The organism is Micromonospora sp. DT47, from assembly GCF_049844475.1.
Classification (GTDB): Bacteria; Actinomycetota; Actinomycetes; order Mycobacteriales; family Micromonosporaceae; genus Micromonospora.
Window position 1 is genome coordinate 57,560 of record NZ_JBNCLC010000016.1, and the last position, 14,007, is coordinate 71,566.

The 14,007-nt window shown below is 67.3% G+C and carries 17 protein-coding genes; 5 read left to right on the top strand and 12 right to left on the bottom strand.

The features are described 5' to 3' along the window. Window positions 1-53: 53 nt before the first annotated feature. A complete protein-coding gene (locus ACLQ2U_RS22375; protein WP_425752689.1) occupies window positions 54-521 on the top strand; it encodes a hypothetical protein in 468 nt (155 codons plus the stop codon). Between the two features lie 198 nt (window positions 522-719). Here the strand turns inward: ACLQ2U_RS22375 and ACLQ2U_RS22380 are convergent, their stop codons facing one another. The 5 genes from ACLQ2U_RS22380 to ACLQ2U_RS22400 all read right to left on the bottom strand — a co-directional run bounded on the left by ACLQ2U_RS22380 (window position 720) and on the right by ACLQ2U_RS22400 (window position 4,828). Beyond that, window positions 720-1,001, bottom strand: a complete 282-nt coding sequence (locus tag ACLQ2U_RS22380) for a hypothetical protein (protein WP_425752690.1) — start codon at window positions 999-1,001, stop codon at window positions 720-722. Window positions 1,002-1,427: 426 nt separating this feature from the next. Further along, window positions 1,428-1,631 carry a cold-shock protein gene (locus tag ACLQ2U_RS22385; RefSeq protein ID WP_250799179.1) on the bottom strand — a complete coding sequence of 68 codons (204 nt, stop codon included), beginning with the start codon at window positions 1,629-1,631 and terminating at the stop codon, window positions 1,428-1,430. A 1,252-nt stretch (window positions 1,632-2,883) separates the two neighbouring features. Next, complete coding sequence (locus tag ACLQ2U_RS22390) at window positions 2,884-3,372, bottom strand: hypothetical protein (RefSeq protein WP_425752691.1); 489 nt, start codon at window positions 3,370-3,372, stop codon at window positions 2,884-2,886. Between the two features lie 194 nt (window positions 3,373-3,566). Further along, window positions 3,567-4,076, bottom strand: a complete 510-nt coding sequence (locus tag ACLQ2U_RS22395; RefSeq protein ID WP_425752692.1) for a hypothetical protein — start codon at window positions 4,074-4,076, stop codon at window positions 3,567-3,569. A 101-nt stretch (window positions 4,077-4,177) separates the two neighbouring features. Continuing rightward, window positions 4,178-4,828, bottom strand: coding sequence for a DUF4304 domain-containing protein (locus ACLQ2U_RS22400; RefSeq protein WP_425752693.1), 651 nt, complete (start codon window positions 4,826-4,828; stop codon window positions 4,178-4,180). Window positions 4,829-5,033: 205 nt separating this feature from the next. On the opposite strand from ACLQ2U_RS22400, the gene ACLQ2U_RS22405 reads away from it, so the two are divergent. After that, window positions 5,034-5,972 (top strand): cyclase family protein, encoded by a 939-nt coding sequence (locus tag ACLQ2U_RS22405; RefSeq protein ID WP_425752694.1) that lies wholly within the window; start codon window positions 5,034-5,036, stop codon window positions 5,970-5,972. Window positions 5,973-6,283: 311 nt separating this feature from the next. Here the strand turns inward: ACLQ2U_RS22405 and ACLQ2U_RS22410 are convergent, their stop codons facing one another. After that, on the bottom strand, window positions 6,284-6,688 hold the full coding sequence (locus ACLQ2U_RS22410; RefSeq protein WP_425752695.1) for a DUF1062 domain-containing protein: 405 nt from the start codon (window positions 6,686-6,688) through the stop codon (window positions 6,284-6,286). A 583-nt stretch (window positions 6,689-7,271) separates the two neighbouring features. Continuing rightward, a complete protein-coding gene (locus ACLQ2U_RS22415) occupies window positions 7,272-8,228 on the bottom strand; it encodes a hypothetical protein (protein WP_425752696.1) in 957 nt (318 codons plus the stop codon). A 187-nt stretch (window positions 8,229-8,415) separates the two neighbouring features. Here ACLQ2U_RS22415 and ACLQ2U_RS22420 point away from each other — a divergent pair, with 187 nt between their 5' ends. After that, window positions 8,416-8,871 carry a helix-turn-helix domain-containing protein gene (locus ACLQ2U_RS22420; RefSeq protein ID WP_425752697.1) on the top strand — a complete coding sequence of 152 codons (456 nt, stop codon included), beginning with the start codon at window positions 8,416-8,418 and terminating at the stop codon, window positions 8,869-8,871. 232 nt (window positions 8,872-9,103) lie between these two features. Here ACLQ2U_RS22420 and ACLQ2U_RS22425 read toward each other — a convergent pair whose 3' ends face one another. Further along, window positions 9,104-9,907, bottom strand: a complete 804-nt coding sequence (locus ACLQ2U_RS22425) for a DUF1062 domain-containing protein (protein WP_425752699.1) — start codon at window positions 9,905-9,907, stop codon at window positions 9,104-9,106. Between the two features lie 217 nt (window positions 9,908-10,124). Here ACLQ2U_RS22425 and ACLQ2U_RS22430 point away from each other — a divergent pair, with 217 nt between their 5' ends. After that, window positions 10,125-10,901 carry a maleylpyruvate isomerase family mycothiol-dependent enzyme gene (locus ACLQ2U_RS22430; RefSeq protein WP_425752700.1) on the top strand — a complete coding sequence of 259 codons (777 nt, stop codon included), beginning with the start codon at window positions 10,125-10,127 and terminating at the stop codon, window positions 10,899-10,901. A gap of 364 nt (window positions 10,902-11,265) precedes the next feature. Here the strand turns inward: ACLQ2U_RS22430 and ACLQ2U_RS22435 are convergent, their stop codons facing one another. The 4 genes from ACLQ2U_RS22435 to ACLQ2U_RS22450 all read right to left on the bottom strand — a co-directional run bounded on the left by ACLQ2U_RS22435 (window position 11,266) and on the right by ACLQ2U_RS22450 (window position 13,398). Beyond that, window positions 11,266-11,817, bottom strand: coding sequence for an AAA family ATPase (locus ACLQ2U_RS22435; RefSeq protein ID WP_425752701.1), 552 nt, complete (start codon window positions 11,815-11,817; stop codon window positions 11,266-11,268). A 70-nt stretch (window positions 11,818-11,887) separates the two neighbouring features. Beyond that, window positions 11,888-12,673 carry a maleylpyruvate isomerase N-terminal domain-containing protein gene (locus tag ACLQ2U_RS22440; protein ID WP_425752702.1) on the bottom strand — a complete coding sequence of 262 codons (786 nt, stop codon included), beginning with the start codon at window positions 12,671-12,673 and terminating at the stop codon, window positions 11,888-11,890. A 126-nt stretch (window positions 12,674-12,799) separates the two neighbouring features. Then, window positions 12,800-12,997, bottom strand: coding sequence for a hypothetical protein (locus tag ACLQ2U_RS22445; protein ID WP_425752703.1), 198 nt, complete (start codon window positions 12,995-12,997; stop codon window positions 12,800-12,802). Window positions 12,998-13,005: 8 nt separating this feature from the next. Continuing rightward, a complete protein-coding gene (locus tag ACLQ2U_RS22450; protein ID WP_425752704.1) occupies window positions 13,006-13,398 on the bottom strand; it encodes an ATP-binding protein in 393 nt (130 codons plus the stop codon). An 84-nt stretch (window positions 13,399-13,482) separates the two neighbouring features. Between ACLQ2U_RS22450 and ACLQ2U_RS22455 the strand changes: the two genes are divergently transcribed. Beyond that, window positions 13,483-13,938: a GNAT family N-acetyltransferase gene (locus tag ACLQ2U_RS22455; RefSeq protein WP_425752705.1), complete on the top strand. Its 456-nt coding sequence runs from the start codon at window positions 13,483-13,485 to the stop codon at window positions 13,936-13,938. The last annotated feature ends 69 nt before the right edge of the window (window positions 13,939-14,007 follow it).

Genomic DNA, 14,007 nt, shown 5'->3' on the forward strand with positions numbered 1-14,007 from the left:
CGCGGCAGATGCGGACATCTGACCTTGGTAGGCCGAGGTAGGGTGTTCGACTCGTGAGCGACCTCTACGGAACCCGGGCCGACCTTCTGCCGCGATCGATGGTCAAAGTGGCTCGGGCACCCGAGGGAGAGTCTCGGCTGCTGACGTGGGTTGGGCGCCCAGGCGTCCGCCTGCTGGACCTGCAGGAGCATCTTCGGTATGAGGCGGCGAGCCTCCGGCTGTTCCCGCAAAATCGGGACGGCTCGATCGCGTGGACCGAGGTGGCCGGCGATCTGGTCGTTCACGCCGAGGACGAAGGCATGCATGTGATCGGGGAGTTCATCCGCGAGGACGGCGACCTCGTGATCATGTGGGGAAGCCTAGCGATTCCCAGCGTGCTCCTGAGGGCCACCGAGGCGTTGCCCAGGATCGCGGAGATCTTGGACGTCGACCCTGTCCTCTGGATGTACCGCGCAGGTGCACTTCTCGAACGAAATTTCTTCGAAGGAACGGTGACGGTCGCCCGCGTCTTGCAGACCTGATTGCAGATGGCGGGCCCGTCCTTCGCAGCTGGAGGGCTGAGAAAGCACCCTCACATCGGCATGACCGCGCGCATCGCGGCATGAGAGTTGACGGTTCCTGGCAGAGTCTACCGATCAACACGGTCCTGCCCTCGTCGCTGCGTCAGAGCAGAGTGACCGCGTCGCGGCGGCGATGTAGCGGCGGCCGTGCGGCGCTGATCAGAATGGTGCGGGTCCGCGGCCTGCCAACGACATCAACACCTGCGTGGCGAGTAGCTTGCGTATGCCGGTGACGGCGACTGTCCCCATCCGATCGTAGGGCAGTTCCAATTGCAGCCCTTCGACTGCGTTGCGAAGGTCTGTCGTGATCTCGTCCGGACGGAACGTGCCGCCCCAGCCGTTGAGTCCTCCGCGCTGGTTGGTACTGAGGGAAGCCATGCCGGACATGCATGCGCCGTTGACCAGGATCAGCCTCGCAGGACCCGAGTAGGTCGTCGTCATAGTCATCAACCCTTCAGGATGTAACGCCGTGCACCCCGGGTCCCGGCTGTCTGACAGTCATCAGGAGGCGAGGCGTCGAGTCCGACCATGGTGTGCTCCACCTGGACCGCGACCGTACGTGCCTCGACCGTCAGGGCGGCGGCGATGCGGAATTCGGCTCGTTAGCGATAAGGGTCGATGTCTGTGTCTGTCTGGTTCATGAGCCAGAGGCGCGCCTTGGGCGGGCTGACAGTCGGCCTGGGCAGACTAGCGCCCGAGGTCCGAATCGATCCAGAGAAGAGAACACGGGGGCAATGCTGAGCTGGCTCCACACCGAGATGCCCGGCCTTCTGCCGATCAGACGATTTTCGCGATGCCGTGGTGAGCGCATGAAACGCCGAACGGCGGCCCGCTGAACCAGTCGGGCCGCCGTTCGCAGAGTGTGGATCAAAGCGGGCGGATGTTCTCCGCCTGCAGGCCCTTCTGGCCTTGGGTGATGTCGAACTCCACCTTCTGATTCTCGTCGAGGCTGCGGAAGCCGCTCGCCGAGATCGCGGAGAAGTGGGCGAAGACGTCGGCGCCGCCGTCGTCCGGGCTGATGAAGCCGAAGCCCTTGTCGGCGTTGAACCACTTCACGGTACCTGTAGTCATGTCTGCTCCTTCGCAGGCTGTTAGAGACCGCACTGTGCAGACCCCTACGCCGCCGCGTTGATCACCCGCGTCGAAACGACACGAAAAACGAAAAGCGCCTGGATGGGTTTCAGATGCCCCATCAGGCGCCGGAAAACGTCTACGGAAATCAAAACTGCAACTCGGCTACCGTAGCACATGATCCGTCGTCGATCCCATGGCGGTGAGTGGACCTGGTCACTACAAGACTGGGAAGTGGCAGCGACACCGAGAATCGGCAGGTCGCGCCTGATGTGGCGTGAATTCTAGTCGGGCGCCGTCAGGACGAGCGGCACCGCCCCCACCGGGCTGCTCGACACCTACCACGCCGAACGTCACCCCGCCGGCCGCCGCGCGATCCTCCACACGCGCGCACAGGAGGCCCTATCCGTCCCGGGCGAGAACGCCCAAGCCCTGCGCATGCTCCTTGCAGAACTGCTGCGGCACCCAGGCCCGCTGACATACCTGGCCACACTCATGGAAGGTGCGGACGTCACGTACGGGCACGGCCGCCTGATCGGCACATGGGCGCCCGACACCCTGGACGAGCGGGCCGCGGAGCACACAATCAAGCACCTGCGCAGCGCAGCTACCGCCCTCGCGGGCCAAGAGACTGCTCGACAGGGCACATCCGGCACCGCTGGCACCCGAAGACGACGCTGAGGCAGAACAACCCGCCCTCGTCTACAGGTCATGGGCCTAGTATCTCGCGGACACCACCGTGGAAGAACGCCAGCGATGGTGCCGGGCAAAGGCGCGCACAGCGAATCGGGCGAGGCTCATTGTCCGGGCCAGCGGACTGCAAGATGGTCGCCGCTGATGTCTGGGCAGTTCTCCAAGCCGCCGAAGGACGCTGCGAGCACTGTGGCTCCCTCGCCCTCGAACAACGGCCATCCGGCCCCGACGGCCGACCGGTGCCGTGGGCGCCCGTCGGCAGACGTATCGGCTCCCTCGGCCACCGCCTCGCCCGCTTCAACGGCGGCTCCAACAACATTGCGAACCTGTGCTGGTCGTGCCTATGGTGCAACACTTGGCCGACCGAACGACGTCCCGGAGCAACAGACCACGGCGGTCACCAACCGCCAACGTGAGTGCCCGCGCCCCGGCATGCATGAAACACCTCCTCGGCCACGTCCCGCAGGGCGCGGCATAGGGCACATTGGTGTCACGATAGGACGCTCGGTCAGCGGCACGAGCGGATGTCGTTGGTCGGGCGTACCCAGGGGGTCGGGGATCAGAGGTGGTAAGCCTGGCTGGTCAGGGCTTGCCGGAGCGCGTCAAGGATGCCTCGGCTGAACGGACTTTCGATGTCCGGCGTCACCAGGGTGACGAGCGACAGGCCCGCAGCGACCAACGTCGCCGGGTAGGGTCCGAATCGGAATCCGGGCCGGTCATAGGGGTCCTCATCGAGCTTGATCTCGACCGCGGACCGGCCGGATGGCTGGTAGAGCACCGCGAACGGCCCCTCGTCGTGTTCCAGGAGCGAGTAGCCGACATCGTCCCAGCGCTGCTCCATCTGCGTATCGCGCGCGACGAGCACTTCGCCCGTACCGGCCGGCACGTCGCCACGTGACCTCGGCCACGGCAGGAACGTTTCGTTGGCCACCCCGCTGACGGAAACCACCATGTTCGGCCATCGGCCATGGAGACCGTCCAGCATCGCCCGGATGCCGACGTCGACCCGTCCGCCGCTGAGGAGGACCGTGTCGTGTCCCGTGATCATCCGTACTCCGCCCGGCTGTCCGTATCAACTCGCACTTCAGCGCTGTATAACGGTGCCGGTCGCACGCGCGGCCGTTCACCCACGGGACATGATCTCACCCGGTCCACAGAACGAACATCCGCAATTCGGCACGAGCGGGCGCTGATCGGGCGCGGTCAGCGGCAGTTGAGGATGCGCGCCAGACTCGGTGCGACTCAGTCCCACCAGAGGGCAACCGCAAGCCGCAGTTGCGCCGCATACGCATAAAAGTCGCGCAGCGCGGCGAAATGCCGATGCAGGTATGGTCGCGGGTGTCCATCGAACTCGCGCATTTCGATGCTCAGCGCTGCAGCCGCGGCGTCCTCCGGCAGGGCGGCCAGCACCACCTCCGGCTCAACCTGGCCGAGCAACCTGGCAACATCAGCGACGATGTCAGGTTCAAGCGCCGCCACGGGATGCCCCCACACCGTGTCCTGGCGGTCTCGGTAAGCCGGATTGATCTCCCCATCGCCGTCGAGCCCGCGCCGCAGCGCTACGACGATCGGCGGGCTGACCTGCGCTAGCTCGAAAACGCGGATGAGTGGCGCCGGCGCCCAATCGAGGTCCAGGTAGTCCGACGAGGGCAGCATCTCGAACTCACAGAGCTTGTCCAACTCCTCGACCGAGCTGCGGCACGCGGCAAGCTGCCCAGGCGAGAGCCGTGCCAGTTTCCGCGTTACAGCCACGCCGAAAGTCTCTCAAACCGTAGATCACCACTGCCCGCTGGACGTACTCATCTCGGCACGACAGCGCGCCTCGCGCCAGTGAGCGGACGTCGCGAGAACGCTCACGCTGAACGTGCTGCGCGGTTCCGCACCCATTCGGCGAATCTCACGGCGTTGTCATGCTGGGCAGGAATGACGTTAGCCGTGCCGAAGCTCATGAGTTCTTCGAGCCGTGGGCTGGAGCCATTCTCGGCGAGCATGAGGGCCTCTGCCCGAGCAAAGAAGGCCCCGAAGTTCCTGGCTTTCATATATCCGAGGTCTCCGCAGCGGATCTGGTCGAGTAATGCTTCTCGGTCCATCAGCCGCTTCAGGGTTGGCCATCCGTGAATAGCCAGCTGCTCGGTCATGTCGGTTGCCGCCGCCGATGCATCTCGGTCGCCGCCGACCTCCCACCAGCCGTCCGTGCCAGGAGGTGTGCCGGTGGGGTGCAGTCGGTGGCGGTACAACCCCAGCGATTCGGTGATTGCTTTGGGGAGTGACCCGAGAGATTGCTGCTGCCAAGCGAGCCATGGCGCGGGCGCGACAGCGAGATTGATGACGCACCGGAGCGACTCAGAGGTGCTGTATGCGGACGACTGCACGTTGACCACAGCCCAGTCTCCTAGAGCGTTGGTCATTCGCCAAGTGGGCGCAGAGCCCTTGAACCCCTCGGCCCTTGCGGCAGGCGAGACTACGTCACGTAGCGCCGCCCGGAGCGCTGCCTGCGTCGTCATAGACACACCTTCTCAGACCGCATCGCGACCACCGCTCGTTTGGCACGACCGGATCGCGGCAGATGTGCGCACGTGATCATGGTCTAGTGTCATGCCAGTCCAGCGGGCCTTGGCGTGTCAAAGGCGAGGGCCAGGATACAGTGCCTGCGGTGCCTCGAACCGCGTTACCCGAGGAGTCGATGCTGCGATGACGGCAGGGCGACCGATGCCCACACAGGACGAGGTGCTCGGATACTTCAACACGCTGTCGAACTGGGGACGGTGGGGCGACGACGACGAACTCGGCACTCTGAACCACATCACCGACGACGTCCGGGTGGCGGCGGCGCGGGCGGTGCGCCACGGCAGGAGCGTGTCGTGCGCATGGGAGGTTGCCGTACCGGAAGACATGAAGCGGTCGACGACGACGTGCCCGTGCGCCGCCGACATGCCGGGTGCCGAGGACATGCCGGTGCCCGGATTCCGCAACGACCGGCGCTGGGGCTTTTCGTCCGAGCGGCTCGGCATCACGTTCCACGGCAACACCCTCACTCACGTCGACTCGCCGTGCCACATCTTCTGGGACGGCACGATGTACAACGGGCGGTCGCACTCGTTGGTGGACGCCGCAACGGGATCGGCGTGGGCGGCTGTCACGGCGGCGGCGAACGGGATCATCACGCGTGGTGTCCTGCTGGACATTGCGAGGGTCCGCGATGTGCCGTGGTTGGAACCGGGGCAGGGTGTGTTCCCCGACGATCTCGAGGAGGCCGAGCGTCGCCAGGGCGTGCGGGTGCGATCCGGCGATGCCGTACTCCTGCGGACCGGCTATGGCCGCGTCCGGCACGAGGCCGGTGAGGCCAGCGGTTTCACGCAGGCCGGCTGGCACGCGTCCTGCCTGCCGTGGCTGCATGAACGGCAGGTCGCGCTGATCGGCGCTGACACCCCCCAGGACGTTCAGCCGTCGGGGTACGAAGACGTGTTGATGCCGGTTCACGCCGTGAGCCTCGTCGCGATGGGTCTGTGGCTGCTCGACAACTGCGACTTGGAGGTGTGCGCGACGACGGCTGCCGAGCTCGGCCAGTGGGACTTCCACCTCGCAGTCGCGCCGGTCCGCTTCGCCGGTACGTCCGGCAGCCCGGTCAACCCGATCGCTACATTCTGACCGCGGTCCACGAGGGGGTGCGATGCCATGAAGGACCCGGCCCGCACCTGGAACGGCACAGTTGTCCTGAGGATCATGGAAAAGCAGCGCACTGCCGACAGACTCGCCTTATGCGAACAGATGGACCTCGAAGCCCGAGTGGCGGAGATCGCAGTGGTTGCGGCGCTTGCCGACCGAGCTCATCGATCCGCAATCGTTGTCGAGTTGGCGCGAACACTCCTGAACAGACTGCCGGCCTCGTCTGCCGTACGAGAATAGCGGGGGTCCCCGTGCGCGCTCATCGACACGTCCGGATGTATGCACCCGGGCGTTCACCTTCGTCGCCGGCGTCGGGCCGGCCCTGACCTTCGTTCGCGCCCGGTCATGAGCGACCGCGCGCGGACCGCCGCATGATGCAGTCCGGGGCAAGGCCACCTTGCCTCTCGCCCCGGCTCAGGCCCACGGCGGGAGGAGTTGCCGGAGTAGCCCTCCAGAAGGATCGGATCCAGGTACCGGACCGGGACGCGATCGTGAACGCTGACTTTGCTGGTTCGGTTGCAGGAAACGCAGGCGACCAGGAGCCAGATGTCGAGGAGTTTGCCGTTGGCATTGACGCGGAACTTCCCGTCGCCGGTGCTGGCGAGGCCGGAATGGCAGTGGACGCAGCGGAACGCGAGCAGGGGAAGGCGCGTGCGCCGAACGGCCCAGGACAGCACGATATGAGGATGCGTAGACATATGATCTCTCTGAAGACCTGACGGAAGGCATGGGAAAGGAGCCGACGGCGACGTCGGCGACCGATGCACGGGGAAGGTGTCAGGTCTAAAGAGCAGGCGGCGTCACGCGGGGTGAAGTCCTCTCGTGAGTGGGTCGGAGAAGAAGATCCAGGTACAAGGTAGGGCGGGACGGGCTGGCGAGGACACCCATTTTTGTCCTGGTGCCGAGCACTGAGGGGCGGGGTCGGCGAGCTGGGCGTCGACCACGCGCCGATCGCCCCCGCGGCCCCTTTCTGCCGTCTTCCGGCCGCCCCCCGTGGGACTTGTTCCTCCCGCTGGCCTTCGCCCTGTCCTTCGGCAGCCTCGCGGGGACGACCGCCGCCTACCTGCCGCGGCGGATTGGTGAACAGAGAGGATAGGAGCAGCCGCCTCGAAAGCCCGAGCCCGGACATCCGTCGTCGTCACGGCGGCGCTCGCATCGCGGCAGATCAGTGCACCTGATCTCGGTCGACGCGCGGGCGTCTGACCGTTGAACCGATGACCGGAGGCGGCGTCGGGTGCGCGCCGACCAGCGCGGCGTCGGTCGCTCGCTCTCGTGGACGGCTCAGGTTTCGTCGAAGAGTTCTTCGGCGAGCGCGGCTGTGTACGGCACCTCGCTGCAGGTAAGCCAGCGCTCGATTTCGTCGGGATGACTGCCGAGGGCGGTCGCGGTGGCGACGGCGTCGACCGCGTCCGGCGGTGGCGTGACCCCCCGCGTCACCAAAGCCAGTGGCCACGCCGGCCGCACTCGACCACCGTCGGCGTAGAACAGGAACGGCGGTACGAACTGCAGCCGGCGACCGTCCGCGTCGTCGACAACGTCACCGGAGCGCAGCGCACCGTATGGGCGGTGCAGCAGCTTCATCTCGATCGGCTCGGCACGCTCCAGCCACACGTCCGCCGCGCCCGAGTAGCCGCTGCCGGCCGGTAGCAGCGCGATGCTCGCTGTGAGTCTCGGCAGGAAGCCGTCGTCCATCGGCGGGTCGTATCGGTCGGATCGCACCACGTAGCACCGGATCGGCGGTATGCCAACCACGCACCGGTCGCCCTCGTCGAGTTCGGCCGCCTGGGGGCGCAGCTGGTACGGCCACCACGGCTCGGTGGACTCGTCGACGGGAAAGGCGAAGCTGCCGTCCGGCCGGTAACGCGAGTCGGGATCGAGCACGGCCCACGGCCAGCGCACCGCCGCGTGGTAGCCGCCGCGGCGCGTCGTCACCGTGGGGGTCCACGGGCACGACACCGCCACCACGTCACCGACCCGGTATGCCAGATCGTGCGGGGGTATCACGATCTCCGGTCGTTTCGGATCGGCGTTCAGCAGGCCGTGGTTGGCAAGCCCGGCCGCCCATTCGGCACCGAGCCGGGCGGAAACGATCCGGATCTGGGCCGCCGCCTCCGCCGGACGCTGCTGCGTCATCGCCAGGCTGTCCCGCTGCGCCTGCGCCTCCCGCTCGCCCCAGTCCTCGTCCTCGGGCCCCAGCTCCGACCAGAGGTCCACCGTCCACGCGACAAGCTGTTCCATGGGTTCGGCGGTGGGCTGCCGAGCAGCCTCGGCCGCCCCGACGACAACTCCGAAGATCTGCGCCTCAATGCTGTCCTCGTACAGGTCGCTGAGCTTCGCGCCTACCGCCGCGATCCGCTCCGCGTCGGGCGCGGCGATCCGGATGTCTGGCCTTGAAGGACGTTCACCCTTGGAAAAGGTTCAGCTCATGGCGGCTGCGGCCGCCGAGGACGTACTGGACCCGGAGACCGCCCGCCAGCAGTTGAGCGAGGTGCTCACCGCGGCTCGCGTCACCGCCGGTAAGCCGAAGCTGGCCAAGCTGGCGCGCGACGTCGGCTACTCCGAGTCGATGCTTTCTCGGGTGCTCAACGGCCACCTGGCGCCCAGTCGTGAGCTGCTCGATCGGCTCGCCGAGCACATGGACGTGGACACTCGTACCTTTACGTCCGTCTGGGTGCCGTTGTGGGAGGCCGCCAGCCGCAAGACCGAGCAGAAGTCCGACAACACCGGCCCGCAGGCCGGCCCGCCCGGCGCCCCGAACGGCTTCGAGTGCCCGGCGTGCGGCTCCTGGGTGACCAACCCGAAGCGTCACATCGAGTGGCACATGGCGCCCGACACAGGTTGGCAGGGCGGCTCGGTCACGCCGCTGCGTCCGGTGCAATAGCCGGTCGGAACAGCCGCCGCATGGCTGCCGGCCCCCGCTGGTGGAGGGGGCCGGCAGCCGCTGGTCGCCATGGCCTTTGCCGTGGGCCTGCGTGTGATTGCTTGCGTGCTCGACCTGGTCGCCGAGCAGGACCCCGGTGGAGGGCTGGACAGAACGTCAGTGGAGTTGCCACCGAACGTCAGTGACGCGGTACGGGGAGAGCCTCGATCATGGGCATTGATCAGGTGGCACCTCATGCCCGCTCGGGTGACAGCGGTGGGGCGGTGACGACAAGGAAGGTGAAGTCCTCGCGGGCCTTGGCGTCGATGGGCAGGGGCAGGCGGATGCGCCCGGAGTCGACCATGCCTCGCACGGCGGGACGGCTCAGGCCGAACCCGGCGGTGAGCAGCTTCTCGACCCGGACGGGTGCCGGGAGCTCGAACCTGATGATGACCTCGAGCGGCGCGGCATCCTCGCGCTGGAGGTCGTAGAACGGTATGTCGGTGTCCAACTGCCAGGTGCCGGTCCAGTCGAGCTGGTAGGCGGCCTTGTGGGCGAGCGTCGCGTCCATGGTCAGCTGTCGCACCATGGCCGGATCGTTGTTCTCGAACCTCAGTAGCCGCTCGTGGTCCAGCGCCCGCACGTTGACGCGCTCGTGGACGGGGATCTTCGACGTGCGGCCGCACAGGTCGCAGCAGATCAGCAGCCACACGTCGAGCAGCTTGTGGTTCGCGTTGACCCGGATCTTCCCGGTGGGACGGTGACGGGTGGACCTGCACGACACGCAGGCTTTGACGATGGTCGGCAGTCCGAGCTCGCTGACCACCCACAGCGCTTTGCGGTCGATGCCGGGTCCGCGACCGTCGGCCGGCACGCGGACATGGCGGGAACTATTCATGGCTTCGGCGATTCCAAGGTCTAGGCAGGAGGCGCCCGGCAGCGCGATGACGCGCCGGGGGGTGCCTCCCGGATCCAGTGGCGGGCAGCCGGCGTCTCGGCGCGGAGCACGCCGGCTGGCGCGACGTCGCAGATCACGTCGCGTGAAGGAAGCCCGCACCGGTCACCCGGTGCGGGCTTCGAGTGGCACGGCGGACCGAGACGGGGAGGTGACTCGAACCCGCCTTCATCGCGCACGTGCGCCACTGGTCACTGATCCATGGGCGTCAGCATGGTCAACCCGCGGGCCGCCGGGCAACGGATTTTCCGCGTGGCCCCGCCGCCGGGGGTGGGGAAACCCGCTGTCGGTTGTCGGAACGGGGTGGTACAAAGCCGCGGTGGAAAAGACTCTGGAGTTCGCTGACCTGTTGCGGCTGATGGACGAACGATCGACCGCTTTCCGGGCGGCAGTCGCCGCGGCACCCAGCCTCGACGTGCGGGTGCCGACCTGCCCCGAGTGGACGTTGTTCGACCTGGTGCAGCACCTGGGCGAGGGGCGCCGCAAGTGGGCCGCCATCGTGGCCGCGGGGCCCGCCGACGCTCCTCCGGCGATGTCCGCCCCGGTGGCGCCCCGGGAGCGCGAGGCCCTGCTGGCCTGGTTCGCCGCGTCGACGGGGGAGCTGCTGGACGCGCTGCGGGAGGCCGGCCCGGATCGTGGTTGCTGGACGTGGTGGGGTCCGTCGCAGTCGCCGCAGACGACTGGTGCCGTCGCCCGGCACCAGCTTCAGCAGGTCGCCGTGCACACCTACGACGCCCAGGTCGCCGTGGGCGCCCCGCAGCCGCTGCCGGACGAGGTGGCCCTCGACGGTGTCGACGAGTTCCTGACCACCTGCGTCGCGACGACGGCCGCGTGGCCGCACAAGCCCGCGGTCATCGACTACCACGCCACCGAGGGCCGTTCCTGGCGGCTCTGGTTCTCCGCCGACGGCGCCCGGACCGCCCGCCTCCCCACGCCGGTCGCCGGCGAGGGCCCGGAGGCGGCCTATGTCTCCGCCCGGGGCACGGCCAATGAGCTGGTCATGTTCTGCTACGGCCGCATTCCGATGGACTCGCTGCGGCTCGACGGCGACCGGCGCGTCCTCGACCAGCTGATCGCCTGGGAGCCGGAGGAATAGGACGCGACGACGGACCCACGGCCCTGCGCCGACCTCGGCCTCAGCGCACGGCGGTGGGTCCGCGGCCCGTCACTCGTAGCGGTATTTCAGCGAGTCCTTCACGGAAACGCCCAACGCCTACTGGCCCGGCGAGAACGACCACCGCTACATCGACTGGTCGGACTACGAGTACGAGCGCGGCTTCAGCCTGGAAGCCGGCGACGGCTGTGGCACCGTGACCATCACCCTCTGATTCTGACGGCTTGCGGTGGCCCCGCTCGGACGGTCTGTGGTGGCCCCATCGTGGTGGAGGCGTGCGATGGTGTGACGGCCCGATTTGGCCCCACCCCGGCCTGCTGCAGGAACTCAGATCAGTGACTGTGCGTTAGGTTTGTAGGCGCTCGGCTTCAGGCCGAAGCTGCCACCCGACCTGTTCGATGACTTCGCGAGCTGCCTCCGCAACAGACCTTGCGTGGGTCGACACTTGAAAGTCTCGGATCCTCGCAAGATCGCTGCGCTGCTGGTAGAGATCGACGAAGTTGCGCAGCCGGCTGCGCCAGTACTCGTTCGGTTCCCGTGCAGCGACCCGTTCCTTCAAGACCGTCTCAGGGGCGGTCAGCTCGCAGACGACGAACCGTGAGCCCGGCACGGCAGCGCGAAGCTGCACCCGTTCGTCCTCGTCCGCGATAACACTGGGAATGACGAGCCGCAAACCCGCAATAGTCGCGTAATTGGGCCAGATAGCCCTGAGATTGTTGAGCGCGAAAGACCGCTCGGGGTGCGGGTAGACCATGGTGAGGTCATCGAGGTCGATCACCGCGTTCGCCAAACCGGACTCACGCAGCAGGTCCGCTATGGCACCCGACAGGGTGGACTTTCCCGAGCCCGGCGATCCGTGCAGGACGAGCACATCAACGTTGTTCACGAGCGTAGCCACCCGAGCCGGATACCTACGACTTCGCTGCGGCCTCGGCCTCCGGGTGCACGAGATCGCATGTCGTCGGTTGTCACACGGACGGGTCCCAGGCTACGAGCTGATCGAAGATACGACGGTCGCCTTCGAACTTCAGCGAATCCAGCGGTATGCGGCCGTAGAAGAACAGGACCAGGTCACTGGCCGCGCCCTGGGCGGAGGCGTCGGCCGTGTCGGGGTCCTCGCCGGCAGCGGGCGTGAGGTGGGCGACCTGTGCGCCGTCGTGGGAAAGCCGAAGGCGCCAGGAGTGGCCCTCGGTGGCGTGGTAATCGACGATGGCGGGTTCGTGTGGCCAGGCGACCGTCGTCGCGCAGAGGGTGAACTGGCAGTCGTCGAAGCCGTCGAGGGCGACCTCGTCCGGTAGCGGCTGCGGGGCACCCACGGTGAGCTGGGCGTCGTAGGTGTGCACCGCGATCTCGGGGACCTGTCGCCGCGCCCAGGCACCAGAGGTTTGCGGTGACGGCGAGTCATCCCACCACGTCCAACAACCGCGGTCCGGGCCGGCCTCACGCAGCGCGCTCGTCAGTTGCTCGACGGACTCGGTCCACCAGGCCAGGAGAGCCTCGCGTTCCCGAGGCGCACCCATGCCGTCCTCCCAAGCCGACTTCTCCGGGGGCGCGTCTGCGGGCCCTGCGGCGATGATGGCGGCTGATTTGCGGCGGCCCATCCCCACGTGTTGCACGAGATCGAACAGCGTCCGCTCGGGATGGGTCGGCACCTGCGCGTCGAGGCTGGGTGCCGCGGCGACCGCAGCGCGGAAGGCGGCCGACCGTTCGTTGATCAGCCGCAGATGATCAGGGAACGTGAGAATTTTGTGCACCCCGGCTTTCTATCACTGTGCTCCGACGACCGGACAGCGATTTTCGCAGCCGACGCGGCGGCCGCCCCAGCACTGATACGTGCCCTTGGATGACGCGCGGGCGCCCCTTCCTCAGATCGGCGATCCTCAGAAGGCAACAGCACCGCTCACGCTGGGGTGCGCGGGTGGCGGATTCTCTGTTGCGGGTGTCCATTCGTCGATGTCGTCGGGCCAGGGTGCGGGGCGGCCGGTGTCGTCCCAGAAACCGGTCTCGGCGCCGGTGGCGAGCAGGGCGGCGTTGAGCGCGGCCCGTTCGGCAGGTGTGGGGATGGTCGGGTCGCTCATGGCGTGGGTCAGTCCGCGGCCATGGCCAGGTTCTTCTGGTGAGCGTGGGCGAGGCGGTAGGAGTCAGTGCCGGTCTCGATGATGTTGCCGCCGAAGGTGAGCCGGTCGACGATCGCCGCGCAGAGGCGAGGGTCGGTGAAGGTTTTCGCCCAGCCGGAGAACGACTCGTTGGACGCGATCGCCACCGAGTTGGTCTCCTCGCGTTCAGTCAGTACCTGGAACAGCAACTCGGCGCCGTGCCGGTCGAGCTCCATGTAACCGAGTTCGTCAATGCAAAGCAGATCGACGCGGCCGTAGCGGGCGATGGTGCCTGCGGCACGCCCCTCGGCTGCGCGGTAGCCAGGCCTCCTTAGAACGCAGGCGTTGAATCGGTCGACGGCACGACGGGTACGTGTTCGCATGCGCGTAACGCTAGGGTCGCCGTGGACCGGCGGCCCCGAACTGAGAGTGCGCGCGGGTGCTTTTGACTCGGTAGGTTGTCGGTCATGATGGACGTACGGCTGGAGCCGATGACCGAGGATCAGTACAAGCCGTGGCGGGCCGAGGCCGAGGCGCACTACGCGCGGAGCGTCGCCGCGTCGGGCCAGTCGGCGCAGGACGCGGCCCGCAACGCCGCCGACACCTACGCGCAGCTGCTTCCCGACGAGTCCGCCACCCCTGACCACCATTTCTGGTACGCCTACGACGGCGACCGCCGGGTCGGTTTCCTCTGGGTCAAAGTCACGCACGACACCGCGTTCGTCTACAACGTCGCCGTCGAACCCGACGTACGCCGCCAGGGCTACGGCCGCGCGATCATGCTGGACGCCGAGCGCTGGTGCCACGACAACGCGCTGACCAAAATCGGTCTGCACGTCTTCGCCCACAACACCGGCGCCCGAGCCCTCTACGAGCAGCTGGGCTTCACCGAGACCGGCCGCAACATGGCCAAAGACCTGTGACCGCGATCCGCCCGACCGCCCGGCTTCTCGACCTCCTGCGACCCGTCGGAGGTGCTGATTCTCGGTAGT